Annotated in this window: 22 protein-coding genes; 13 read left to right on the forward strand and 9 right to left on the reverse strand. The window is 60.8% G+C overall.

Going from position 1 to position 23455, the window contains the following annotated elements; all coding sequences use genetic code 11:
* Positions 1-156: 156 nt before the first annotated feature.
* The 5 genes from CVS30_RS09170 to arfA all read left to right on the forward strand — a co-directional run bounded on the left by CVS30_RS09170 (position 157) and on the right by arfA (position 5683).
* Complete coding sequence (locus tag CVS30_RS09170) at positions 157-585, forward strand: GNAT family N-acetyltransferase (protein WP_281268076.1); 429 nt, start codon at positions 157-159, stop codon at positions 583-585.
* A 265-nt stretch (positions 586-850) separates the two neighbouring features.
* Positions 851-2173, forward strand: coding sequence for an extracellular solute-binding protein (locus tag CVS30_RS09175; protein ID WP_110485029.1), 1323 nt, complete (start codon positions 851-853; stop codon positions 2171-2173).
* 75 nt (positions 2174-2248) lie between these two features.
* The gene (locus CVS30_RS09180) at positions 2249-3187 is read left to right on the forward strand and encodes a carbohydrate ABC transporter permease (RefSeq protein ID WP_110485030.1); all 939 of its coding nucleotides are present in this window, start codon (positions 2249-2251) and stop codon (positions 3185-3187) included.
* Positions 3188-3190: 3 nt separating this feature from the next.
* Entirely contained in the window at positions 3191-4093 is a 903-nt protein-coding gene (locus CVS30_RS09185; RefSeq protein WP_110485031.1) for a carbohydrate ABC transporter permease, read from the forward strand.
* Positions 4094-4144: 51 nt separating this feature from the next.
* On the forward strand, positions 4145-5683 hold the full coding sequence (arfA, locus tag CVS30_RS09190; RefSeq protein WP_110485032.1) for an arabinosylfuranosidase ArfA: 1539 nt from the start codon (positions 4145-4147) through the stop codon (positions 5681-5683).
* A gap of 72 nt (positions 5684-5755) precedes the next feature.
* Here the strand turns inward: arfA and CVS30_RS09195 are convergent, their stop codons facing one another.
* The 3 genes from CVS30_RS09195 to CVS30_RS09205 form a co-directional block, all read right to left on the reverse strand.
* The gene (locus CVS30_RS09195) at positions 5756-6871 is read right to left on the reverse strand and encodes an FAD-dependent oxidoreductase (RefSeq protein ID WP_110485033.1); all 1116 of its coding nucleotides are present in this window, start codon (positions 6869-6871) and stop codon (positions 5756-5758) included.
* A gap of 131 nt (positions 6872-7002) precedes the next feature.
* A complete protein-coding gene (locus CVS30_RS09200) occupies positions 7003-7557 on the reverse strand; it encodes an NAD(P)H-dependent oxidoreductase (protein ID WP_110485034.1) in 555 nt (184 codons plus the stop codon).
* Between the two features lie 148 nt (positions 7558-7705).
* Positions 7706-8329, reverse strand: coding sequence for a flavin reductase family protein (locus CVS30_RS09205; RefSeq protein ID WP_245934526.1), 624 nt, complete (start codon positions 8327-8329; stop codon positions 7706-7708).
* Between the two features lie 260 nt (positions 8330-8589).
* On the opposite strand from CVS30_RS09205, the gene acs reads away from it, so the two are divergent.
* From acs to CVS30_RS09230, 5 genes are all read left to right on the forward strand, one after another.
* Positions 8590-10548, forward strand: a complete 1959-nt coding sequence (gene acs, locus CVS30_RS09210; RefSeq protein WP_110485036.1) for an acetate--CoA ligase — start codon at positions 8590-8592, stop codon at positions 10546-10548.
* Positions 10545-11723 carry a dimethylsulfone monooxygenase SfnG gene (sfnG, locus tag CVS30_RS09215; protein ID WP_110485037.1) on the forward strand — a complete coding sequence of 393 codons (1179 nt, stop codon included), beginning with the start codon at positions 10545-10547 and terminating at the stop codon, positions 11721-11723. Before acs ends, sfnG begins: the two co-directional genes overlap by 4 nt.
* Positions 11723-13081, forward strand: a complete 1359-nt coding sequence (locus CVS30_RS09220; RefSeq protein ID WP_110485038.1) for an O-acetylhomoserine aminocarboxypropyltransferase/cysteine synthase family protein — start codon at positions 11723-11725, stop codon at positions 13079-13081. The genes sfnG and CVS30_RS09220 overlap by 1 nt, the downstream gene beginning before the upstream one ends.
* Positions 13078-13572, forward strand: coding sequence for a CoA-binding protein (locus CVS30_RS09225; protein WP_110485039.1), 495 nt, complete (start codon positions 13078-13080; stop codon positions 13570-13572). The genes CVS30_RS09220 and CVS30_RS09225 overlap by 4 nt, the downstream gene beginning before the upstream one ends.
* A gap of 150 nt (positions 13573-13722) precedes the next feature.
* Positions 13723-14226, forward strand: a complete 504-nt coding sequence (locus CVS30_RS09230; protein WP_110485040.1) for a MarR family winged helix-turn-helix transcriptional regulator — start codon at positions 13723-13725, stop codon at positions 14224-14226.
* A 75-nt stretch (positions 14227-14301) separates the two neighbouring features.
* On the opposite strand, the gene CVS30_RS09235 is transcribed toward CVS30_RS09230, so the two are convergent.
* From CVS30_RS09235 to CVS30_RS09250, 4 genes are all read right to left on the reverse strand, one after another.
* Positions 14302-15021: a maleylpyruvate isomerase family mycothiol-dependent enzyme gene (locus tag CVS30_RS09235; RefSeq protein ID WP_110485041.1), complete on the reverse strand. Its 720-nt coding sequence runs from the start codon at positions 15019-15021 to the stop codon at positions 14302-14304.
* A complete protein-coding gene (locus CVS30_RS09240; protein ID WP_110485042.1) occupies positions 15021-15845 on the reverse strand; it encodes a fumarylacetoacetate hydrolase family protein in 825 nt (274 codons plus the stop codon). The genes CVS30_RS09235 and CVS30_RS09240 overlap by 1 nt, the downstream gene beginning before the upstream one ends.
* Entirely contained in the window at positions 15842-16975 is a 1134-nt protein-coding gene (locus CVS30_RS09245; protein WP_110485043.1) for a cupin domain-containing protein, read from the reverse strand. Before CVS30_RS09245 ends, CVS30_RS09240 begins: the two co-directional genes overlap by 4 nt.
* A 109-nt stretch (positions 16976-17084) precedes the next feature.
* Positions 17085-17882 (reverse strand): IclR family transcriptional regulator, encoded by a 798-nt coding sequence (locus tag CVS30_RS09250; protein ID WP_110485044.1) that lies wholly within the window; start codon positions 17880-17882, stop codon positions 17085-17087.
* A 147-nt stretch (positions 17883-18029) separates the two neighbouring features.
* Here CVS30_RS09250 and CVS30_RS09255 point away from each other — a divergent pair, with 147 nt between their 5' ends.
* Together CVS30_RS09255 and CVS30_RS09260 are read left to right on the forward strand one after the other, a co-directional pair.
* Positions 18030-19235 (forward strand): MFS transporter, encoded by a 1206-nt coding sequence (locus CVS30_RS09255; protein WP_110485065.1) that lies wholly within the window; start codon positions 18030-18032, stop codon positions 19233-19235.
* The gene (locus tag CVS30_RS09260) at positions 19228-20505 is read left to right on the forward strand and encodes an FAD-dependent oxidoreductase (protein ID WP_110485045.1); all 1278 of its coding nucleotides are present in this window, start codon (positions 19228-19230) and stop codon (positions 20503-20505) included. The genes CVS30_RS09255 and CVS30_RS09260 overlap by 8 nt, the downstream gene beginning before the upstream one ends.
* Positions 20506-20653: 148 nt before the next feature.
* On the opposite strand, the gene CVS30_RS09265 is transcribed toward CVS30_RS09260, so the two are convergent.
* Both CVS30_RS09265 and CVS30_RS18135 read right to left on the reverse strand, forming a co-directional pair.
* Positions 20654-21934 (reverse strand): MFS transporter, encoded by a 1281-nt coding sequence (locus CVS30_RS09265; RefSeq protein WP_110485046.1) that lies wholly within the window; start codon positions 21932-21934, stop codon positions 20654-20656.
* Positions 21931-22452: a PaaI family thioesterase gene (locus tag CVS30_RS18135; protein ID WP_245934527.1), complete on the reverse strand. Its 522-nt coding sequence runs from the start codon at positions 22450-22452 to the stop codon at positions 21931-21933. Before CVS30_RS18135 ends, CVS30_RS09265 begins: the two co-directional genes overlap by 4 nt.
* A gap of 172 nt (positions 22453-22624) precedes the next feature.
* Between CVS30_RS18135 and CVS30_RS09275 the strand changes: the two genes are divergently transcribed.
* Complete coding sequence (locus CVS30_RS09275; protein ID WP_110485048.1) at positions 22625-23092, forward strand: winged helix-turn-helix transcriptional regulator; 468 nt, start codon at positions 22625-22627, stop codon at positions 23090-23092.
* The last annotated feature ends 363 nt before the right edge of the window (positions 23093-23455 follow it).

Below are 23455 nucleotides of genomic sequence, written 5' to 3' on the forward strand. Positions count from 1 at the left end.
TAGCGGCTTGCCTGCCTCAACGAGGCCAAGAGATATTTGCGGAGTCTTGATAAGCTGCGATTCATCCTCAGACTCACCGCCCCGTCCGTCAGCTTTCATCAGTCATGGTTGGAGGCCAAGAGGGAATGACCCGACGGTCACCAGGACGGTTCGGGCATCCGCCCCGGCGACCGATTCGACACGGCCGAGGACTTCCAGGCCTGGATACAACGTCTTAGCATGCCGGCTGATCCGGCCTTCCTCTTAGGTGGAGTGCAAGTCACCGCCAGTAGATTCTGGATAGTGGAAGAGGACAGCTACCTCGGAGCGATCGAGCTCCGGCATGTGCTAACGCCCGTCATGGTCGAGGCGGTCGGCCACATTGGCTATAACGTCCGACCGACTGCTCGCGGCCGGGGCATTGCGACGTGGGCCCTAAAAGCTGTTCTCCCTCACGCCCACAGCGCTGGATTGAGTCGGGTGCTGCTCACCTGTGATGAGCAGAATCTGGCATCAGCGCGAACCATTGAGGGAAACGGTGGGGTCCTTGAGGATGTGCGCGACACCGAACTGGGCCGCAAGCGCAGATACGGGATCGAGCTGTAGGGCTACTCCTGGGAGCAAGCAAGTAAGGACGCGGGCACGGGGCGGAATCCAGCTCGCGAAGAGCGAGCTGACAAGCTATCACTGGTCCAGAGTGCCTCTTAAAGAAATATTGTGCACGCTAACAAAAATCTCTTGTGCCACGCATTACAACGATGTAATCTGTGGAGTAGATCACAAGCGATTGGCAATTTCCGCCCTCCCGGTCTGGCTGAGAGTGCGGAATTTACATGAGCTTGAAGTGCAATCGCATCCAAAGGAGTGAGCGATGAATCAAGTCAATAATTTATCTCGTCGGCAGTTGCTGCGTGGTGGGGGACTAGCTCTCTCGGCCATGGGAGTCGGCGCGCTGCTTGCTGGTTGTGGCGGTTCCGCCAATGCGGCCACCAAGGAACAGCTTCGATTCTGGCACCTGCTCTCGGGCGGTGACGGTATCAAGATGCAAGCCATGATCGATGCCGCCAATGATTCTCAGCAAGAATTTCATGTCAATCCAACGGTCTTGGCCTGGGGTCCTCCGTACTACACCAAACTGGCGATGGCATCAGCCGGTGGCCGACCTCCGGAGGTAGCCATCATGCATGCCTCGCGTGTCGCTGGCTATGCGCCGGGCGGGCTCTTGGATAGCTGGGATCTGGACCTCTTGGCCAAGAATGGGGTGACCGAGAAAGACTTTGCGCCTCGTATTTGGGAAAATAGCCTGCAAGACGGCAAGCTCTTCTCTATTGCCCTTGATTCACACCCCTTTATCCTCATGTACAACACCGAGGTGGCGCAGAAGGCGGGAGTGCTTGGAAGCAACGGTCAGCTAGAAGCCGTCTACACGCCAGACGGCTTCAAGGAAATGGCCGTCGAGATGGCGAAGGTGACCGGAAAGCACGGTCTTTCCTATGGATATCTCGGCGACGGGGCACAGATGTGGCGCTTGTTCTACACGCTCTACAAGCAGCACGCCGCTCCCATGGATTTGGTGCAGGGACAAAAGGCCGTGGTGGACAGGGACGTTGCCATCGATGTTTTGGAATACATCCACTCGTTGCTCGATGACACCATCGCAACTCCGAGCGGCGACGGAGGAACAGCCATCGCGGAATTTGCCGGGCAAGACTCGGGCATGTTCATGAGCGGTGTCTGGGAACTGCCCACCATGCAGACGGCCAAGGTGCCCCTTGACGCCATGCCCATTCCCACCTTGTTTGGAACCCCAGCAGCCTATGCTGACTCACACGCTTTCGTCTTGCCGCACCAGCTGAACCTTGACCCACGTAAGCGTGAACTGGTGTACGCGTTCGTGGGGGATATCTTGAAGGGTTCCTTCAACTGGGCGCAGGCAGGTCACATCCCGGCCTTCCAGCCCGTGGTGCAATCAGCCGAGTACGCTCAGCTGCTGCCACAAGCTCACTATGCCGGAGCGGCAGACATTATCAACTACGATCCACGCGCCTGGTTTACCGGCTCTGGCTCAGATTTCCAGTCCTTCTTCGCTGAAAACGTGCAAAACGTCTTCCTCGGCCGCACGGCTGCCAAGGACGGCTGGGACAACTTCATCAAGCGCTTGGACACCTTGTTATCCAAGCCCAATCCGGTGTAGTCCGGCTGAAATACGCCACAAGGCGTTACACATCATCTTTGGGAGAGTCATTTTTGCGGCAAGGGAGCCAACGCAATGAGCACGTCCACCGTATCTAGTAGCTCAGAAGTAACTGTTCAACACGTTCACGAGAACAACCACGCCGTCCGCTTGCGACGAGATCGCCGCCACGGCTGGTCATTCATGGCACCATTTCTGGTGTTCTTCGGGGTCTTCCTCGTCTGGCCCTTGATATACGGGCTCTATATGAGCTTCACGGGCAAGTCGCTCACGGGCGCCAACAGTAGTTTCATCGGTTTTGACAACTACATCGAAGCCTTGGGGGACGCCGATATGTGGCACTCCATGGGCAACACGTTCTACTTCACCCTCATCAGCACCGTGCCGCTGGTTCTTGTAGCCCTGGCAATGGCGGCCCTAGTGAACATGGGCCTGCCGGCGCAGTGGCTGTGGCGACTGTCCTTCTTTGCCCCATACCTATTGGCCTCCACGGTCGTCTCGCTGTTCTTCGTCTGGATGTACAACCCGCAGCTGGGCCTCATCAACGAATTGCTGGGCAAGATCGGCATTCCGCCGATCGACTGGCTCAACAACCCGGATGTGGCGATGTGGAGCATTGTCATTGCGACCCTATGGTGGACAGTTGGTTTCAACTTCCTCCTCTACCTCGCAGCCATGGGCAATATTCCTCAGGCACACTTCGAGGCAGCTCAGCTGGATGGTGCTGGTGGATGGCGCCAGTTCTTCTCCATCACCTTGCCGCAGATCAAGGCAACCACCATCATGATCGTGATCTTGCAGGTTCTGGCCTCGCTGAAAATCTTCGATCAGGTGTACCAGATGACAGCGGGTGGACCCGCCGGTTCTACCCGCACCGTGGTCCAGTACATTTTCGAGTCGGGCTTCACGGGATATCGACTGGGCTACTCCGCGGCCATCTCCTACATCTTCTTCGCCATCATTGTCATCGTCTCGATTTCCCAGTTCTTTCTCACTCGCAAGAGGAGCTCATAAACCATGACTGCTTCGACACTTACACGCACAAGTACCCGAAACTCTGGTGGGCATTCCGCCGTCGTCAAGCGACGCAAGAAGCGCTTTCAGCCCAGTCGGTTCGTCGCGACCCTCATCGTGGCGGTTCTGGCGATCACGTGGCTGGTGCCTTTTGCCTGGGCCACCATCACCGCACTCAAGAGTGAAACGGAGGCGGCGGCAACACCCATCACCTTGGTGCCAAAATCGGGGTTCACCTTTGATGCCTTCGCGAAGGTGCTCCAACAGGGCAATATTCCGCAGTGGACCTTGAACTCACTATTCACCGCCGCTGCCATCACCATCATCACCCTAGCCATCTCAACCCTGGCCGCCTACGCACTCTCGCGCATCGACTTCAAGGGCCGCAAGCTCATGATGACCATCATCGTAGCCTCGCTCATCGTGCCGCCGCCGGTCCTCATCATCCCGCTGTTCTACCAAATGGTCTCCTTCCACATGATCGACACCTACTGGGGCATCATCTTGCCGCAGGTCATTGCCCCAGCCATGGTGTTTGTCCTGAAGAAGTTCTTCGATCAGATTCCCCGCGAACTTGAAGATGCCGCCCTCGTGGATGGTGCCGGCCGGATCCGAATTTTCTGGCAGGTAGTCCTTCCGCTCTCACGTCCCATCCTGGCCGCCGTCGCGATCTTCGTCTTCATCGGCGCCTGGAACAACTTCCTGTGGCCCTTCATCGTCACCAATGAAAGCTCCATGCTGACCCTTCCGGTCGGATTGCAGACCATCAAGAGCGCCTACGGCATCCAGTACGCCCAGAACATGGCCTCGGCCCTGTTGGCGGCGTTGCCCCTGATCGTGGTCTTCCTCTTCTTCCAGCGTCAGATCATCAAGGGCATTTCCACCACCGGCCTGGCCGGAACCTAATTCCAGTTCCCACAACTTTTCACCACGCAAACACAACAGGAGAACAGCACCATGTCACGTGCACGGATCAGTATTGACCGCGACTTCACCATCTCTGAAGTTCCCCACCGTCTCTTCGGCTCCTTTGTGGAGCATATGGGCCGCTGTGTCTATACCGGAATCTACGAACCGGGCCACGCTCAGGCCGATGAGCAGGGCTTCCGCAAGGATGTCCTGGCTCTGACGAAGGAGCTGGGTGCCACGGTTATTCGCTACCCCGGCGGCAACTTTGTCTCCGGCTACAACTGGGAAGACGGGATCGGCCCGGTCGCGAACCGCCCGCGCCGCCTCGACGGTGCCTGGCACACCCTAGAGACGAACGCTTTCGGTCTCCACGAGTTTGTCGATTGGTCCCGTAAGGCCGGCACAGAAATCATGGAAGCCATCAACCTCGGCACCCGTGGGGTGAATGCTGCCCGCGAGATCGTCGAATACGCCAATCACCCCGGCGGAACATACCTCTCCGATCTGCGCGCCAAGAACGGTCACAAGGACCCCTTCGATATCAAGCTCTGGTGCCTCGGCAACGAGATGGACGGCCCGTGGCAGATTGGCCACAAGACCGCTCAAGAATATGGTCGCCTGGCGCAGGAGGCCGGCAAGGCGATGCGCCTGGTCGATCCCACGATCGAGCTCGTGGCCTGTGGCAGTTCCAGCTCCGCGATGCCGACCTTCGGCGAATGGGAGCAAACGGTCCTGACCCACGCCTACGACGAGGTGGACTACGTCTCCTTGCACGCTTATTACCAGGAGCACGACGGCGACGCCAACAGTTTCCTGGCCAGTGCAGTCGACATGGACTACTTCATCGAATCCGTCGTTGCCACCGCGGATGCCGTCCGTGCCAAGGGCAAACACAAAAAGAAGATCAACCTCTCCTTTGACGAGTGGAACGTCTGGTACCAGAGCGGTCTGGATACCGAAGACCAGCCGCACCGCGTCAACAACTCCGGATGGCGCGAACACCCGCGAGTTATCGAGGACAAATACAACGTCACCGACGCTGTGGTTGTGGGCACGCTGCTGAACTCACTGCTCCGCCACGGTGACAGAGTGAAGATCGCCAACCAGGCTCAGCTGGTCAACGTCATCGCCCCCATCCTGGCCGAACCCAATGGACCGGCCTGGCGCCAGAGCATCTTCTACCCATTCTCGCTCATGGCCGAACTGGCCAAGGGGAAGATCCTGCGCACCGAGGTTGATTCCGACAAGGTCGACACCGCCAAGTTTGGCGATGCGGACCTCGTTGACGTCAGCGTCACCTGGGACGAGGATAACGGCCGCATGGCATTGTTCTTTGCCAACCGTGGTCTGGAAGAAGCCGCCGACGTTGAGGTGGCCCTGCGCGGCTTTGATGCCAAGAGCATCATCCGTGCAGAGGTTCTGGAAGCTCCTGAAGGTTCGGATCGCTTCACCAAGAACACGCTGGCGCAACAGGATCAGATCGGCATGACCCCGCTGAGTGGGGTCAAGGCCACCGGTGATGAACTTCGCCTGACCCTCCCGGCCCTGTCCTGGTCGGTAGTGGTTCTCGAGGTCGGCAAGAACTAACAACTCACACGGAGCACACAACTGAGGGACCGAACCAGATGGTTCGGTCCCTCAAGTTGCGCCACGCACTCCCTACAGTGCCCGGTGTGCCCGGAAAATCTCTGGGGCGTGGATTCCCTCACACAAGTCGGCGAGAATACGTCCGATCGCGGGTGTGAACTTAAAACCATGCCCGGAGAACCCTGCACCCACCACGAGAGGCCCACAACGATCCAGGACAAAATCCCCCGTGGTGGTCGAGGTGTAGGTGCAGCTGATCGGCACGAACGTATCGGCATCCAGACCCGGGAACCACTCACGCGCATAGCGCCGCAGAGCCGCCATCTGGGTAGGTTCGGGTGCGAAGTCCCGCGCATCGGGATCAACCACGGCGCCCACGCCGTGCCAGCCAATCTTGATACCTTCCCCAGGCGTCAACATGCCATACGTGTGGCTGTACCAATAATCATCCGCGCGCTCGGCAGGATCCGGGGAGTGGTTAAAACTGGGCCACTCCATGGAAGCATCCACAGCGTGGAAATGGGCAGGTTGTTCCTGCGTGACAACGAGCTGGGGGATATCGATCTGCTCGCCGAGGAGCTTTTTTGTCCACGCGCCTGCTGTGACGATAACTCGTGAGGCCGTGTAGCTACCCTCGTCCGTGACGACCTGAACCAGCTCATCGTTGAGCACATCGATGCTGCGCACAGGATGGTCGTAGTGGAACTGCGCGCCACGGGCTTCGGCTGCCTGGCGCAGGGCCATGAGCGCATCGGCTGCCCGTACGCGGCCGGCGTTCGGAACAAAGAGTGCCTCGCCACGAAAGTGCATGCCCGGCCAGCGGCTCATGGCCTCCTCGGCGCTCAAGAACGAGCTCTCGATGCCATACTGCTCGTGCATCGCACGGACGCGCTTCAAGGCCGCGAGATTACCGTGATTGACGAGCCCCACGAGGTCCAGCAACTGCACCCCGGTCTCTTGGGCAAGTTCGTCCCACAAGAGCCGGGCCTCGCTGACCAGGGTGAGGTACTCGGGCTCTTGATAGGCCGTATTGAAGTTTCGGCTCGCACCATGAGAAGCGCCCAAACTGTGTCCGTCGGAGAATTGCTCGAAGAGCAGAACAGATTTCCCTTTCCGAGTAACGCTGAGCGCGGCCGCGGAGCCCATGGCTCCACCGCCGACGACTATGACATCGACATGACTGTTCAAGGGAATAGCTCCGTTCCTCAGTCCGCAGCATGCTGGACGTCCCGTCCATCATGCCACGTGGCAAAAGGGCGTTAACGGCGTTGTGCCCCAACCTGTGGAAGGGTCAGGGCACAACGACACGCAAAAGAACCTTAGTTTTTGGCAGCTACGGCGTGGATGCCCTCAAGAACGGCCGTCACCTGAGCGGCTACCTCGGCGTCATCCTTCGGGTGCAGCTCGGCAAAGCGAACGACCGAGTTCGGGATGGAAAGCTTGACGTCTTCGAGGACGTTGGCGCCGGCGATGCTCAACGCCTTGCGAGCCTCATCCTGAGCCCACACGCCACCGTACTGGCCGAAAGCGGTACCGATCACGGCAGAGGGCATGTCCTTCGCCGCACCATTGCCGAACGGACGGGACAACCAGTCAATGGCGTTCTTCAGAACAGCAGGCATGGTGCCGTTATATTCGGGGGAGATCAAGAGCAGGGCATCGGCCTCTGCAGCAGCTGCGCGCAGTTCGCGGGCAGCCTCGGGAACCTGACCTTCAACGTCGGTGTCCTCGTTGTAGAACGGGATGTTCTCCAGTCCTGAGTACACCTTGACGGTTACACCGTCGGGAGCATTGAGCGCCGTTGCTTCTGCAAGCTGACGATTCGTGGAGCCGTCGCGCAGGGACCCGACAAGAGTAAGGACTGTTGTTGTCATGAGGAAATCTCCCGATGTTGAAGTAATACGGTGTGGCACGATATGCACCTCACCGCGAAGTTTCAAGCTTCAACTAGTGGCAACGGCGGGGGCCGCGCACCCATTCCATCAAATTAAGTGAGCTACGACACGCCGCTGAATCGATGGGCTATTCGACCATCGAGCCTTCGCTTAGGGAGTGCCAGGTGCGGTTGTAGTAGACCAGTGGCCGGGAGGCCTGGGCGCTGCGATCCGATTCGCCAGGCAGGTCAACCTGCAGGATCTGTACAGCAACGACCGTGGAATCGCCAGCATCCATCTTGTTAACGATACGACCGCGCATCCAGGCGTTGGATGTTGGAAGGAAGGGTTCACCGGTGATGAGCCGTGACCAGATGGAGCGATCCGCAAAGCGATCGATGCCACTCGTGGCAAAATTCTTCGCCAAATCAATCTGATCGGCCCCCAAGAGATGAATCACCACGGTTTCCGCCTGCTTGACCGTGGGGGTCGAGGATGACGCGGATGACAGTGAGAAGACCACCAATGGCGGGTTGGCCGACACGGAGATTACCGAGGTGGCCGTCAGTCCGACGGGGCCATCACCAATGTCGGCCGTGATGACAGCTACGCCCGCGGGGTGATTGCGGAAGGCGGATTTAAAGTCATCGGCACTGAGCATGTCGACAAAGCTGTGATGCGAGGGCTGCTCTTGTTCGGCAACGACGGCGGACTGCGACATGGTGACTCCTTCATTACGGCCAGATTGGGCCTGGACTGCGGCTGCTGTCATGAATGAAAAATTACCATCTTAACGAATAATTGGACGATTCAAGGTGACGAATCATGTCTCTCTACCTCATTCGTTCCGCATAGTGACCATTTATTACTCGGAAATTTGGCGAGAAGCCCGGTAGTGGGTTGAACTTGTGAAGAAATATTTCTTGCGGCCAAGAGACCTGGATCATTGCGGCCGCGGTACATCGTGGAACGGCGAGCATCAAAGCTCTCGCCGATACACGGGGTGCGACCACCAGGATTGATGGAGTTTTCATGAGTACCACCAGCCTTGCCCCCCACATGGCCGCACAGCGGTCAGATGAAGATCACGAGCGCATCAGCTTCTGGGCCGAACAAGCCCAGAGGCTCGATTGGGCGCAGCCCTGGCACACGGACCACACCTTCGTCTCGGCCTTTGACCCCGACTCCGAGGAACTTCGCGTTCCAAGCATTGAGTGGTTTGCCGGAGGCAAGCTCAACGCCGCCGTGAACTGCGTCGACCGGCACGTCAGCGCCGGAAACGGTGAAAAAGTTGCACTGTATTGCGAGGGTGAACCCGGTGACCGCCGCGTCATCACCTACCGCGAACTTCAGGACGAGGTGTGCAAGGCAGCCAACACCCTCGAGTCTCTGGGTATTGGCAAAGGGGACCGAGTGGTGATCTACCTGCCCGTCATTGCCGAAACCATCATCATCACCCTCGCCGTTGCCCGCATCGGTGCCATTCATTCCCTCGTCTTCGGTGGCTTTTCCGCTGAGGCGCTGCAATTCCGGGTGGAGGACACCGGCGCCAAGCTGCTCGTCACCACAGATGGCCAGTTCCGCCGTGGCAAGGCCGTGCCTGTCAAGGCCAATGCCGACGCTGCGGTCTCGGGGGAAAATTCAATCGAGCATGTTCTCGTGGTGCGCCGCACCGGCTCAGACATCGAGTGGACCGAAGGCCGAGACCTGTGGTGGCACGAGACGGTCGAGCTGGCCAGCACGGAGCACACAGCTGAGTACTTTGATGCCGAGACTCCGCTCTTCATCATGTACACCTCCGGCACGACGGGTCAGCCCAAGGGCCTGGTCCACACGACCGGCGGCTACCTGACACAGGCATCGTACAGCCACGAATTGCTGTTCAGTCACCCCGACCCGGCCCAGCGTGAGACGGATGTTCACTGGTGCACGGCCGACCTGGCCTGGGTCACGGCGCATACCTACGAGATCTACGGCCCGCTGAGCAACGGCGTCACGCAGGTCATCTTCGAGGGCACGCCCAACACCCCGCACCCGGGACGCCACTTTGAGATCATCGAACGCTACGGCGTGACAAGCTACTACACGGCACCCACCCTGGTCCGTTCCCTCATGGGCTGGTTCCCCGACGGCGTTCCGGCCCACCACGATCTGTCCTCGCTGCGCCTCCTGGGTACCGTGGGCGAAGCCGTGAATCCGCAGGCCTGGACGTGGCTCCGCGAGCAACTCGGCGGCGGCACCTTGCCTATGGTGGATACCTGGTGGCAGTCCGAAACCGGAGCCACAATTCTCTCCCCACGTCCTAGCGACACCGCGTTCAAGCCAGGGTGCGCGGCGCGCGCCCTGCCCGGTGTAAGTGTGCGCATTGTCAACGACGACGGAGCTGACGTTGGGTGCGACGAGCAGGGTTTAATTGTGGTTGATGGGATTGGCCCGGCCATGGCTCGCACCGTGTGGGGAAACCCCCAGCGCTACCTTGATTCCTACTGGAGCAAGTTTGCCAAGCAGGGTTACTTCCTCGCCGGTGACGGAGCGCGTTACGACACGGACGGCGACGTCTGGATCCTGGGCCGCATCGACGATGTCATCAATATTTCCGGCCACCGGCTCTCCACGATTGAGATTGAATCGGCGCTCGTGTCCCATCCTCTCGTCATCGAGGCCGGGGTCACCCCGGTGACGGACGCATTGACGGGACACGCCGTCGTCGCCTTTGTGGTGATAAGCAATCCAGAAGCGCTCTCCGCGCCGGAAGTCCAAGACCAGCTGCGGGCCCATGTGGCACGCAAGATTGGCCCCATCGCCAAGCCGGCCGCCGTCGTCGTGGTTCCTGATGTTCCCAAGACTCGCTCGGGGAAGATCATGCGCCGCCTCCTGACCCAAATGTTTGAGGGGACGCCCCTCGGCGATACCACCTCGCTGCAAAACGAAGAAGCAGTGGCCGGCATCATCGCGGCCGTTACCGAGTACAACACGAAGGATCACTCATGAGCCACGCACCTGTTAATATTGCCGACCTCGCCACCCCGCTCAAATTTGCCTACTGGGTCCCGAATGTTTCCGGTGGCCTCGTGGTAAGCAAGATTGAGCAGCGCACCGACTGGAGCTTTGAGTACAACAAGAAGCTCGCCCAGATCGCCGAAAACAGTGGCTTTGAGTATGCACTGACGCAGACTCGCTACGCGGCATCCTACGGCGCCGACCAGCAGCACGAGGCCACGAGCTTCTCCCTCGCTCTTCTGGGAGCGACCGAACGCCTGAAGGTCATCGCCGCCGTTCACCCCGGCATGTGGCATCCCGGCGTGCTCGCCAAGTTCATGATCACCGCCGATCATCTCTCCAATGGCCGCGCCGCCGTCAACATCGTCTCGGGCTGGCTCAAGGACGAGTTCGTCAACTTTGGTCTGGACTGGTTGGAACACGACGAACGCTACGTGCGCACCGAGGAATTCATCCGGGTGCTGCGCGGGCTGTGGACCGAACAGGACTTCTCTCAGGCTGGCAAGTACTACAACATCAACGAATTCACGCTCAAGCCAGCCCCCATCGATGTGCCCGGCCGTCCCCATCCGGAGATTTTCTTCGGCGGTAACTCCACCGCGGCTCAAGGAACAGCCGGCCGCGTGGCTGACTGGTACTTCTCCAACGGCCGCACGCTCGAGGGCTACAGCGAAAACGTCAACGGCGTGCTGGCCGCGGCTGCCGAGTCAGGGCGGAAGCCGCGCTTTGGCCTCAACGGCTTCGTGATTGCCCGCGACACCGAAAAGGAAGCACGCGACACCCTACGCGAGGTTGTTGAGAAGGCGCACCGCCCCGCCGTCGAAGGCTTTGCCGCTGCCGTGAAGGAAGCTGGCGCCTCGACCAAGGATGGCAAGGGCATGTGGGCCGATTCCTCTTACGAGGACCTGATCCAGTACAACGACGGCTTCAAGACCCAGCTCATCGGAACCCCCGAGCAGATCGCCACGCGCATCGTGGAATACAAGAAGCGCGGCGTGAACCTGCTGTTGACCGGTTACCTGCACTTCCAGGAAGAGACCGCAGCGTTCGGCCAGGACGTCATGCCGATCGTGCGCGAACTCGAGGCCGATTTGGCCCGCAAGCACGGCACCGAACTGGACACCTCACTGCTGCCCGTGACCAACTTCGAAAAGGTTTCCCTCTAATGACCGAGCACTCCTTCGGCTTCCGCACCCGAGCCCTGCACGCCGGCGGTACGCCCGACGCCGAGCACGGCGCCCGAGCCGTGCCGATTTACCAGACCACCTCGTTCGTGTTCAAGAGCACCGACGACGCCGCCAACCTCTTTGCGCTGCAAAAGTACGGCAACATCTACTCTCGCATCGGCAATCCGACGGTCGCGGCCCTTGAGGAGCGCATCGCCTCACTCGAGGGCGGCATCGGGGCCGTGGCGACGGCGTCGGGCATGGCAGCGGAGTTCATCACCTTTGCCGCCTTGTGCGGGGCAGGAGACCACATTGTGGCCTCGTCCAAGCTTTACGGCGGCACCATCACCCAGCTGGATGTGACGTTGCGCCGCTTCGGCGTGGAGACCACCTTCATCGACTCCAACGATCCGGCCGACTTCGCCGCCGCCATCCAAGACAACACGAAGGCGCTCTACACCGAGATCGTGGCGAACCCTTCCGGCGACATTGCCGATCTCGAGGGTTTGGCCGCCGTGGCGCACGCTGCGGGCGTGCCATTCGTGGTCGACGCGACGCTGAGCACGCCCTACCTGATTCGCCCCATTGAATTTGGCGCCGATATTGTCATCCACTCGGCCACGAAGTTCCTGGGCGGGCACGGCACCACCTTGGGCGGTGTTGTGGTGGAATCCGGTCGCTTTAACTGGGGCAACGGTAAGTTCCCGTCCATGACCGAGCCGGTTCCCTCCTACGGCAATGTCTCGTGGTGGGGAAACTTTGGCGAGTACGGTTTCTTAACGAAGCTGCGCTCCGAGCAGTTGCGCGACATTGGCCCGGCGTTGTCGGCTCAGTCGGCGTTTACCTTGTTGCAGGGTGTTGAGACGCTGCCGCAGCGCATGGATGAACACCTGCGCAACGCCGCCGCCGTGGCCGCCTGGCTGGAAGCCGACGAGCGTATCTCGTGGGTTAAGTTTGCTGGATTGCCCAGTCACCCTGACTTTGAACGTGGCCAGAAGTACCTGCCCAAGGGTGTGGGCTCCGTGTTTGCCTTTGGTGTCAAGGGTGGACGGGCGGCCGGCAAGACCTTCATCGATGCCTTGCAATTGGCGAGCCACCTGGCCAACATTGGCGACTCGCGCACGCTGGTCTTGCATCCGGCGTCGACCACGCACCAGCAGCTCACGGCAGATCAACTCGAGGCTGCGGGTGTGCCCGAGGACCTGATTCGGATCTCCGTGGGTCTGGAGGATCTGGCCGATATTCTGTGGGACCTGGACCAGGCGTTGACGATTGCCCAGGACTCCCTGCTGAATGACACCGCGGACTCCTTGACCGAGGACGAAGCACCTTCTTGCACGATCGGAGCACAAGCATGAGCGAGAATGAGCGTACCTGGAGTGGCCCCTCGGCTCCGGAACGTCTGGCGCTGCTGCGCCGGACGCAGTCGATCGCCATTGTGGGAGCCTCGGACAAGCCGTCCCGGGCCAGCTACTTTGTGGCCACCTACCTGCTCTCCTCAAGCCGTTACCGGGTGTACTTTGTGAACCCCGTGGCCAAGGAAATTCTGGGTCAGCCGGTCTACAAGTCGCTGGCCGATTTGCCCGAGGTGCCGGATCTGGTGGATGTGTTCCGCCGCCACGACGATCTCCCCAGCGTGCTGGATGAAGCCATCGCCATCGGCGCAAAGACCGTGTGGCTGCAGCTGGGGTCCTGGCATGAAGAGGTTGCCGCCAAGGCCGAAGCTGCCGGGCTTGAGGTGGTCATGGATCGTTGCATCAAGATTGAACACGCCCGTTTCCACGGTGGCCTGCACCTGGCCGGTTTCGATACCGGCGTGATCTCCTCCAAGCGTCAGGTTCTTGCTTAGGCGAAGTCGTTGGAACGGCAGAAGGTCCCCGGAGAACCATGCGGGGACCTTCTGCCGTTCCAGTCTCTAGCCGCTGCTGCTCCAGCCCGCGGGCTGCAACTGCCCCTAAGATTGAGGAGCAGCACAATATCTGATGAAAAGGCACCCACCATGGCACGACGGATCGATCCCAGCACTCCCGCAGGCACCCCAGAGACGCCGCAGGAGTGGCCCTTTGACTCAAGCCTGCTGACCTCGTTGGTGCGCATCGTGATCGAATGGTCCTCCCTGCGAACTCAGGGCGCGATTGCCAGTGACGCGGGCCTAGCCATCGATTCCTCGGATGTGATTGTGCTGTTCACCCTGGGTCGGCTCGGGCCCCAGCGCCCCAGCCAGCTCGCCGTCCACATGAAGGTCACCGCGCCTACCGTGAGCAAGTCGATCGCCCGGCTCGCGGATAGCGGCATGATTCGCCGCGTGGCCGACCCCCAAGACGCCCGATCCTCCGTGGTGGTCTTGACGAGCCTCGGCTCGGAGTCGGCACAACGACTCTTCCGGCAGGGCGACACCATGGTGAACAATCTGGTGCACGACTGGAACCCTGAGGACGCGGCCACGCTCACGGGCCTGCTCGAACGTTTCGCCGACAGCATGGATGCCAGCAACCGGGCGTAAGGGATTTTTTGACACTTAACCACGGACGACGTCGGACACTCGCCTAAGGTGAGTGTCCGACGTCGTGCTGTTGGTCTAGATCCAGGCCGGCGCTTGAGGTGCGCCGGCGATGGTGCTGCGGCCTGATGCCCAGGCCGTAATGGCGGGCAGTGACCCGGAGACTACGATGGCGTCGGGGTTGGAAACATCTCCAAGGCGAGTGTCGGTGCTGTCCACTTGCACGATTAAGCCTGCATCGGTCCCGCGGGTTGTCCATGCTCCGGTGATGTCCCCGAGGAGTCGTTGCAGGATGGGTGCGGGGATGTCGGTGATGGTTGCGCCGTTGTTAAGGTCGCCGGCGTGGAGCCAGACTTCGCGGGTGCGCATCCACACCGTTTCCGAGGCGGGCACGGTACGGCCTTGAGCGGTTTTGACCTGATTCGACCACTTCTCATCGGGCAGGTCACGCCATTCCACGTTGAGGTGGATTGCGGCGTGGTCCACGAGGTTGCGCAGGGCGATCGGAATCAGCGTGGCGCCGAAGTCAATCTCCTGAGTGCGGGCCGCGGGGGAGGAGTACATGGGTGTCTCCACCCCGGTGGCTGCCCATTCAATGAGGCGGGCGATCGCACGCGCGTTGTAACCGATGTGTGCCGCGAGGTGTCGGCGGCTCCAGCCGGGAAGCAGGGAAGCGCCGTCGAGCTCGTCATCGGAGAGCTCATTGAGTTTCCTCGCAAAGAACGCCGTACCGCGCCGGGCCTGCAGGAGTGCGTCCTGCAGGCCCGGATCGGTGGTCAAGTCATGGCGGGCAACCATCAGACTTCCTTGATGACCTTGTTGGTCAGCGTGCCCAGGCCCTCGATCGTGGTGACGAGGGTCTGGCCCTCGGCGAGGTAGACCTTGGGCTCGCGAGCGTGGCCCACTCCTCCGGGGGTGCCGGTCGCGATGACGTCGCCCGGGTTCAGGGTGATCATGGTGGAGATGTAGTGCACCAGGAACTCGGGAGTGAAGACCACGTCCCCTGTGGGGGTCGACTGCATGATGTCGCCGTCGACTGCACTGGTCATGAGCGGGCCTGCGGTGAATTCATCGCTCGTGACCAGGGCCGGGCCGAACGGGGTGCTGTTTTCCCAGGTCTTGCCCTGAAGCCACTGGATGGTGCGGAACTGGTGATCGCGCATGGACACATCGTTCAGGACCGCGTATCCGGCGATGTGATCGGCGGCGTCGGCTTCGGTGATGCGGCGGCCGGGCTTGCCGATGATCACGGCGAGTTCGGCTTCCCAGTCCACGGCGTCCGATTCCGGCGGCAGTGCCAGATCATCGTTCGGACCAATCAGGGATTCGGCGTACTTGGCGAAGAGGGTGGGGTACTGGGGGACCTCACGGCCCATTTCCTTGATGTGGTTGCGGTAGTTGTGGCCTACGCAGATGATCTTGCTCGGGGCAGGCACGACGGCGGCCAGGTCCGCGCCGTCGTAGGCGTGGCTTGCGCCGGTAGCCGCAGCGGCAACGCTCTTCCAGTCCGGGTTCTGCAACAGTTCGCCCACGGAGGCGTAGCCATCGATCTCGATGAGGGTATCGCCATCCTGGCGGACGGCCTGGGTGCCATTGGGGGTGCGGAGGGTCAGGAGTTTCATGAGGTGGCGCGTCCTTCGGTGTAGCTGCGGTTGAGGTTAAGACGTTCAATAATGGGGTGATCGCCGAACTGGAAGAGATCAAATTCGGTCTCTGCGTGGAGTGACCAGGCTGCCCAGGAGGGGACGACGATCAGGTCGCCCTTCTCGAGGACGTTCGTTTCGCCGTTGATGACGATCGAGCCGCGGCCCTCGAAGACCTGGTACACGCTCGATCCGACCTCGCGGACGGTGTCCGTGGAAGCGCCGGCCCGCAGGCGGTGGAACTGGGCCCGGATGGTAGACATGACATCCCCGCCCGTGGTCGGGTTCACGAAACGAACAGCTGCATGGCCCTGGGAGACCGTGGCGGGGTGGCCCTCATCTTCGAGGCGAAGCTGTTCGGTCAAAGCCCTGTCGGTGTGCTCCCAACGGTAAGCACCGATGGGGGAGGAAATGGTGTTCTGCAGGCCCGAGAGCGGGCGCAGGCCCGGGTTGGCCCAGAGTCGTTCGGAGCGGGAGATGTCTGGGGTGGATTCGTCCGTGACCCGCTCGGTGCCGAATTCAAAGAAGGCGGTATCGGTGTAATGCACAAACGGGATATCCAGGCCGTCGAGCCAGGCCATGGGTTGATCTGTTTCGTTGTGGTGGCCATGAAAGTTCCAGCCCGGGGTCAGCAGGAAGTCACCGCGGGACATGCGCACCGGGTCACCGTTGACAACGGTCCAAACACCCTCGCCCTCAACCACAAAACGGAACGCGTTTTGTGAGTGACGGTGTTCCGGTGCGGTCTCGTGTCCACCGAGGTACTGGATGGCGGCCCAGAGTGTCGGGGTGACGTAGGGCTTGCCACCCAGACCCGGGTTCGCCAAGGCGATCGCACGGCGTTCCCCACCACGACCCACAGGCACCAAATCACCGGATCGCTCAGCCAAGGGCAGGAGCGTGTCCCAACGCCACACATGCGGCACGGCTTTGGGTGTGGGAACCATCGGCATCAAGTCCGCGATCTGCGTCCACAACGGGATCAGATTTTCCGATTCAAAGTCCTGGTACAGCACCTCCAACGCGGCAGCCTCTTCCGGCGTCGCCTCGGGCACGGCTGCCCCGGCCGCAACCGAATCATGCGTGATGTTCTCGGCATTGATAGACACTTTTGTCCTCCTGCTGTGATCGACGTTCCTGAAAAATGTTGCTCTCGTCACAACCCTAGGCGGGGACTGCCCAGCCCATCAAACTAATTCTGCCTGTCAGAATCTTCTTTCATTCGCCGTCGGCCGGGTTTGCGGCGATGTCGACCTCAAGCTGTCGACGCGTCTCGCCGATGGCTTGCACGAGGCCGGCGTCGAAGAGGGGCCTAAAGCGAGCCAAGGGCGTGGCGACGCTCAGGGCGCCGATGACCTCGCCGCGCCAATTATGCAGGCTCATGCCTAGCGCACTAATGCCCTCCTCGGTGCCCTCGAAGTTTGCTGCAAAGCCATTGCGCCGAACCGCGTCCAACTCGCGCTGAAAAGCGGGATAGGCCTGTTCGGAAATGTAGTCACCACCAATTTCTGCACTATTGCTGGAGAAGAGCTTGTGAACCATGACGGGGTCCAATTCGGCCAGGATTGCCTTGCCGCCCGAAGCCTTATGGGCAGGCATGACGCTGCCCTGTCGATCTCCCACCCGCAAGGCATTGCTGCCCTCGGAGGTGCTGAGGAATCTCACCTTGGTTCCTACGCGCACCATGAGATTGACGGTTTCATTCAGGCGCCCCGACAGAAGCTCCATATGGGGCTGGGACAGCTGACGCAGCAATCGGGTCCAGCCCAGTCTCGCCGGGCCAACCCCAATGGCTTCCCCAGGAACGTAGTTCTTAAATTCGTCCTGCACGGCAAAGCCACGGTAGACCAGCATGGCTAGGAGTCGATGGGCCGTAGATGGGGCAACCCCCAGTTCGGCGGCAGCATCCTTGAGGCGCAACTTTCCGCCGTCGCGCAGCAACTGGAGGAGGCGCAGGGCGTTGTCGACGGCCTCGATGGGATATTGAGGCTTCTTACGTGGATCGATATTCTGCATGACAGAATTATATTGCCTGTGGCGTGTGAAGTGGGCCACCCTTATGAGATGGATTACACAAACACCCCTGGCGCGGCCGGCGTAGTTGCCGGTCAGAGTCGAGCCAGATCAGCCGGCCAGCCCACTAAATTCCCGCGGGCATCGTTGATGGCCGTTCTCGTTTGCTGGCTACTCGTGGTCTTCGACGGATATGACTTGATTGTCTACGGCACCGTCCAGTCCTCCCTGATCAACGACACCGGATGGGGCCTGACGAAGGCAACCGCCGGAACGGTTGGTTCACTGGCCTTTGTGGGCATGATGATTGGCGCGATCGTCGCCGGTCGCCTCGCTGATGCTCTGGGGCGCCGCCGCACCATCTTGGCGTGTGCCATTGCCTTTTCGGTTCTGAGCGCGGCATGTGCCTTTGCCCCCAACGCTTATGTCTTTGGTGGCCTTCGCCTGTTAGCCGGTATCGGCTTGGGTGGCTTGGTCCCCTCGGCTAATGCCTTGGTGGCCGAATTGGTGCCCGAGAAGTGGCGTTCTGCGATTGCCACCTTGATGATGTCCGGTGTTCCGATCGGTGGGACCTTGGCGGCCTTGGTAGGTATTCCCTTGATTCCACTCTTTGGCTGGCCCGTCATGTTCCTGATCGCAGGTCTAGCGCTGATCTTCGTGGTTCCCCTGGGCTTCAAGTACCTGCCTAAGACTGCGGCTCCGCGGTCGACGGCGGAGCGTGGCGGCTTCAGCGCCTTGCTCAAGGCCCCGTATTTGGGGGCAAGCCTCTTGTTTGCTCTCGCCACCGTGGCTACCTTGTTTGCCTGGTACGGCTTGGGTACCTGGTTGCCTAACCTCATGCAGATGGCCGGCTACAACCTCGGATCGGCTTTGACCTTTGCTATTGCGTTGAATCTGGGTGCCGTTGCCGGATCTGTCATCACCGCTTGGGCTGGCGGCCGGTTTGGGCCGATCCGAACGGCGATTGTTGCCGCCGCGATCGCCGCGATTGCCTTGGCCGTCATCATGACCGGGCCTCCGGTATTCCTCGTCTACGCCATGTTGGTCTTGGCCGGCGTCGGAACCCACGGCACGCAGTGCCTCATCATCGCCGCCGTCGCTACCCGTTACCCAAGCCACCTGCGCGGCACGGCACTAGGTTGGGCACTCGGCGTCGGACGTATTGGGGCTGTGGCAGCACCTCAGGCCGGAGGGTTCTTGCTGGCAGCCGGCCTCGGCGTGAATTCGAATTTCCTTGCTTTCGCTGGGGCTGCCGCGATCGCAGCCATCCTGCTCTGGGTCATCTCGGTCCAGATCAAGACCAGCCCCTCATCTCCCTCTTCATCTCTTAAAAACGTAGGAAGTAGCCATGTCTAACTCATCAAATTCCACCTCTGAGCAGAGCACGCCCACCCCGGCACAGGATGTCCTGGTGATTGGTGGCGGCATGGCTGGTTTGGCCGGCGCGCTGGCCCTCCGGGAAAACGGTGCAAGCGTCACCCTCGTCGAGAACGCCCCGGCGTTTGGCGAAGTTGGTGCAGGCCTGCAGATGGCTCCTAACGCCTCGCGGGTTCTGAAGCGCTGGGGCTTGCTGGACAAGGCACTGGACATTGGTGTTCAGCCCAAGCACCTTGTGTTCCGCGACGCTGTCACGGGAGAAGAGCTCACCCGCCAGAGCCTCGGCGCCGAATTTGAAGAACGCTACGGCGCCCCCTACGTGGTGATTCACCGCAGCGACCTCCACCGCATCTTGTTGGAAGCCTGCCAGGAAAATGGCGTGACGCTCCTCAACGGGGTCTTCGTTGAAAAGGTCGAGACCGAGGGCGAGAAGGCTCGTGCCTACGCCGCCAACGGCGACATTTACGAGGCCGACGCTGTGCTGGCTGCCGATGGCTTGAAGTCGACCCTGCGCAAGGCCGTCGCCGAGGATGCTCCGGTTCCCTCCTCCTACGTCGCCTACCGCGGCACGGTGCCCATCACGGATGCCACCCCCAAGGCTGACCTGGAAGACGTGATCGTCTACCTCGGCCCGAACTGCCACCTCGTGCAGTACCCGCTGCGCAAGGGTGAGTTGCTGAACACGGTTGCCGTCTTCAAATCGGCCTCCTTTGAACGGGGCGAAGAGCAGTACGGTGGCGTTGACGAGCTGGAAGAGGCCTACAAAGACTGTGTTCCGGCCGTGCAGGATGCCCTCAAGAACCTGGCCACCGGGATCCGCTGGCCTATGTACGACAAGAACCCCATCGAAAACTGGGTCAGCGGTCGCATGACCTTGATCGGCGATGCCGCTCACCCCATGCTGCAGTACCTGGCCCAGGGAGCCTGCCAGGCGCTCGAAGATGCCGCCGTCTTGCAGGAAGTTACACAGGGCACGGTCTTCACCGAAGCCGGTATCGACGCCAGCGCCTGGGAAGGTGCCTTCAGGGACTTCAACGAAGCCCGCGCCGGCCGCACAGCCCGCATTCAGCGCACCGCCCGCGTCTGGGGAGAATCCTGGCACGTCTCCGGTCTGGCCCGCACGCTGCGCAACCTCTTGTTCAAGAGCCGCGGCGATGGCAACTTCCAGTACAACGATTGGCTGTACGGCCAGTCCGGCGAGGGTGTTCCTTCCGTTGAAGCCAAGAGCACTAAAGCTCTGGCCAACTAAATAAGCTGACGAAGCACCCATCCTCCCGGGAGTGAGAATGGGTGCTTCGTTGTTTTTTGGACGAGTTTCATCTATGGCGTTTCGGTGCGAAACTGCCGGAGGCATCTCAGCGGCACCGGTACAAACACCGGCCAGGAACCGCGACTTGTCAGAACTCGATCCTGGAGGCGGTGGAGGCGGGCGCTTCTGTGTCGTGAGCCGTTCTGCCTCTCCCGCTAGCAATGGTCATAAGCACTAGCAGTGAGATACTCAGGCCCGCCAGCGAAAGTGCGGCACTGCTGACGGCGGTGCTGAGCGAAAAGCTCGTCGCCAGTGCGCCGACCCCGATGGCCGTGCCTGCCTGGAAGGCATAGGCGATCAGGTAGAGCAGCGACAGGGTGGCACCCCGGTGTTGGTGTGGGACGGCCTGGTTGATGAGACCCAGTCCTCCCGTAAATGCGAATGAATAAGCGATGCCACCCACGACGCACCATCCGAGGAACAGCGACATCGAACCAAATGAGCTCGCCGCCGCCATAAATCCTAGGCTTGCGATGGTGAGTCCGGCACCAACCCAGACCGAGGCCCGGGCCGGGATACGAGATAAGAAAAGGGCCGTGATGCCGATGGCCGCCGCCGAGCACCCGAGTAGAGCCCCGATGGTCGCCGTGCTTCCGGTGTGGGTGAATTCTCTGATCATGTGTGCGCCCAAGGACAAGAAGATGGCGCCCACGCAATAGGACAGCGTCACCGAGAGCGTGGCGATGGAGAACAGCATCCTAATACCCTGAGCAAGGCGGGGCGCCTGAGGTCGCCACGGTTGAGCCTGACCGGGGTTATCGTCGGGTGCGCGCAGCAGTGCAGCGATTGACGCTAAAGACAAGATGAGCAGAACCACGTAGCTCCAGAGCAGCGGCATGGGAAAGAACTGGGCCAGGGCGCCGCTGACAACGAGGGCCAGGGTGAGTCCTGTCGCCGTGGACAGGGTGGCCATGGAACTAGCAAAACGAGGGCTGCTTGCCGTGTTGTTTTCCATCAGGGCCGCGGTGCCTGCTCCCATGGCCAAGCCCGCCCCGGCGCCTTGTAAGATCCGCCCGATAAAGAGGAAGGCAACGTGAGGTGCCAGAGCGAAGACAATCGCCGATGCGGCGATGAGTGCGACGCCGGCAATCATGACGCGACGGCGCCCCAGCCAATCGGAGAGGTTACCAAAAATGGGAAGAATCACCAGCAGGGTGAGGGGATAGCTGGCAAAGATGGTCGTAATGGTGAGTGGACTCAGCTGCCACTTCGCCGCGTAGATCGGATACAACGTACTGGGTGCTCCGGAGGACCAGAGCACCAATGCCAGGACGGAGGCCGATGCCCAAAATGCCCACCGCTTGCCCGCCCGCCGTCGGACTTGGGGGAGTGGATGGGAAGCCTGCGAAGGGGCGTTGCTGGATGTCACTGGGTAACGCCCATGGCGATGATCAGGCAGGTGCTTGAGGCTGTGGCCAAGACGCGTCCCTCGCGATCGCGGATATCTGCTTCGACGAAGGCTGCGGTCTTTCCGCGGCGAGTCACCCAGCCATGGGCGGTCACGGTGCCGGTTTCGGCGGTGATGGGGCGCAGAAAGGACACCTTGATCTCGAGGCTCGTGTACCCGACTCCCGCGGGCAAGGTGCTGTGCACGGCGCAGCCGCAGACCGAGTCAAGGACTGTGGCGAAGAATCCGCCGTGAACCGATCCGATCGGGTTGTAGTGTGACTCGTCGGGTTGAGCGGTCATCACCACATCGCCCTCAGCGACAGAAACAAACTCCAACCCGACATGGCTGCTGATCGGGGGAGCAGGAGTGCGCCCGTCGGATAGGGCGCGCAACTGTTCGAGCCCGGACTGGCTGAATAGCTTCTTCTTGTCGTCCTCGGGGCTGTGGTAGCGGATGGTGCGCGATCGGTTCGTCGCGGGCTCGGGTGTGGCTCTCACGTGCGTTCCTCCAGATGCGGTGGTGCCCGCACTGCCTCCGTGAACCAGGCTCGGTGGTGTGATGCGAACGATTGAACTGATCCTAGGGGAGCTGACTTTGCTATAGCAACCCAGATGACGAAATGCGCTGTCCGGACGCTGCACCATAACGGGCCGCGGCTACTATTGATCCATGCCTAGAATGTCGCAAGCCTTGACTGATGCCGTGACCGGCCGGTGCGCCATAGCGCGGACGTTAGGGGTTCTCGCCGACTCATGGAGCTTCCTGCTCATACGAGAGGCGCACCTGGGACGCCGTACCTTCGCTGAGTTTCGCGACTCCTTGGGAATTGCCACAGACGTGCTTGGCGCTCGGCTGGAGGCCCTCGTGGACCACGGAATCTTCGAGCGGGTGCCTTATCAGGAACCAGGGCAACGAACCCGCGACGGCTATGAGCTGACCAGTGCCGGCAATGAACTCAAGATCGTACTGATTGCCATGCAGCAATGGGGCGAGGAACACCTCCCGCACGAGCAAAGACTGGCAATTTTACCTGTGACGGCAGATGGTCAGGATCGTGTGCGGGCGGAACTGCTTGGCATTGACGGGACCATCGTGGCGCAGGAAAACGTCGAGTTTCGTCACATCACCCAGCCCTGACCGCTGTCATCGTGACGGTGGGAAACGCGAGAATGCGATACCGCCAGCTGGCGTCTCGGGCTCTAACGGTTAGCGGGCCGAGTTTGCCCTCTGGCCCAGAGGAAGAGAGGTGGGCTGGAATCGGCAGGCCGTCTTCGTTCGCCCAGCCGCTGAATCAAGTCCGGATTGCAGAATGAAGTGAGTTGAAGCCTTGGAGCTGCCGCGCCGACTCACTTCATTCCCGTTGAATTCGTTCAAATCCGGGCATAGGACAAACGGAGAGCCAAATCCTAGCAACTGGCGGCCAAAGCGATGTTTGTCCGGAGAATCTGCGGAAGCGCGTGGATTCTTACGCTGACCTATTGGTAACCAGAGCAATAGGCG

The organism is Arthrobacter psychrolactophilus (genome assembly GCF_003219795.1).
Taxonomy (GTDB): Bacteria; Actinomycetota; Actinomycetes; order Actinomycetales; family Micrococcaceae; genus Specibacter; species Specibacter psychrolactophilus.

Bases quoted from the DNA above. Each gene is read 5' to 3' on its own strand.
- CVS30_RS09185 (WP_110485031.1), top strand. From the start codon at position 3,191: ATGACTGCTTCGACACTTACACGCACAAGTACCCGAAACTCTGGTGGG.
- CVS30_RS09225 (WP_110485039.1), top strand. From the start codon at position 13,078: ATGAGCGAGAATGAGCGTACCTGGAGTGGCCCCTCGGCTCCGGAACGT.
- CVS30_RS09220 (WP_110485038.1), top strand. From the start codon at position 11,723: ATGACCGAGCACTCCTTCGGCTTCCGCACCCGAGCCCTGCACGCCGGC.
- arfA (WP_110485032.1), top strand. From the start codon at position 4,145: ATGTCACGTGCACGGATCAGTATTGACCGCGACTTCACCATCTCTGAA.
- acs (WP_110485036.1), top strand. From the start codon at position 8,590: ATGAGTACCACCAGCCTTGCCCCCCACATGGCCGCACAGCGGTCAGAT.
- CVS30_RS09240 (WP_110485042.1), bottom strand. From the start codon at position 15,845: ATGAAACTCCTGACCCTCCGCACCCCCAATGGCACCCAGGCCGTCCGC.
- CVS30_RS09255 (WP_110485065.1), top strand. From the start codon at position 18,030: ATGGCCGTTCTCGTTTGCTGGCTACTCGTGGTCTTCGACGGATATGAC.
- sfnG (WP_110485037.1), top strand. From the start codon at position 10,545: ATGAGCCACGCACCTGTTAATATTGCCGACCTCGCCACCCCGCTCAAA.
- CVS30_RS09230 (WP_110485040.1), top strand. From the start codon at position 13,723: ATGGCACGACGGATCGATCCCAGCACTCCCGCAGGCACCCCAGAGACG.
- CVS30_RS09200 (WP_110485034.1), bottom strand. From the start codon at position 7,557: ATGACAACAACAGTCCTTACTCTTGTCGGGTCCCTGCGCGACGGCTCC.
- CVS30_RS09260 (WP_110485045.1), top strand. From the start codon at position 19,228: ATGTCTAACTCATCAAATTCCACCTCTGAGCAGAGCACGCCCACCCCG.
- CVS30_RS09205 (WP_245934526.1), bottom strand. From the start codon at position 8,329: ATGACAGCAGCCGCAGTCCAGGCCCAATCTGGCCGTAATGAAGGAGTC.
- CVS30_RS09250 (WP_110485044.1), bottom strand. From the start codon at position 17,882: ATGCAGAATATCGATCCACGTAAGAAGCCTCAATATCCCATCGAGGCC.
- CVS30_RS09180 (WP_110485030.1), top strand. From the start codon at position 2,249: ATGAGCACGTCCACCGTATCTAGTAGCTCAGAAGTAACTGTTCAACAC.
- CVS30_RS09175 (WP_110485029.1), top strand. From the start codon at position 851: ATGAATCAAGTCAATAATTTATCTCGTCGGCAGTTGCTGCGTGGTGGG.
- CVS30_RS09275 (WP_110485048.1), top strand. From the start codon at position 22,625: ATGCCTAGAATGTCGCAAGCCTTGACTGATGCCGTGACCGGCCGGTGC.
- CVS30_RS09235 (WP_110485041.1), bottom strand. From the start codon at position 15,021: ATGGTTGCCCGCCATGACTTGACCACCGATCCGGGCCTGCAGGACGCA.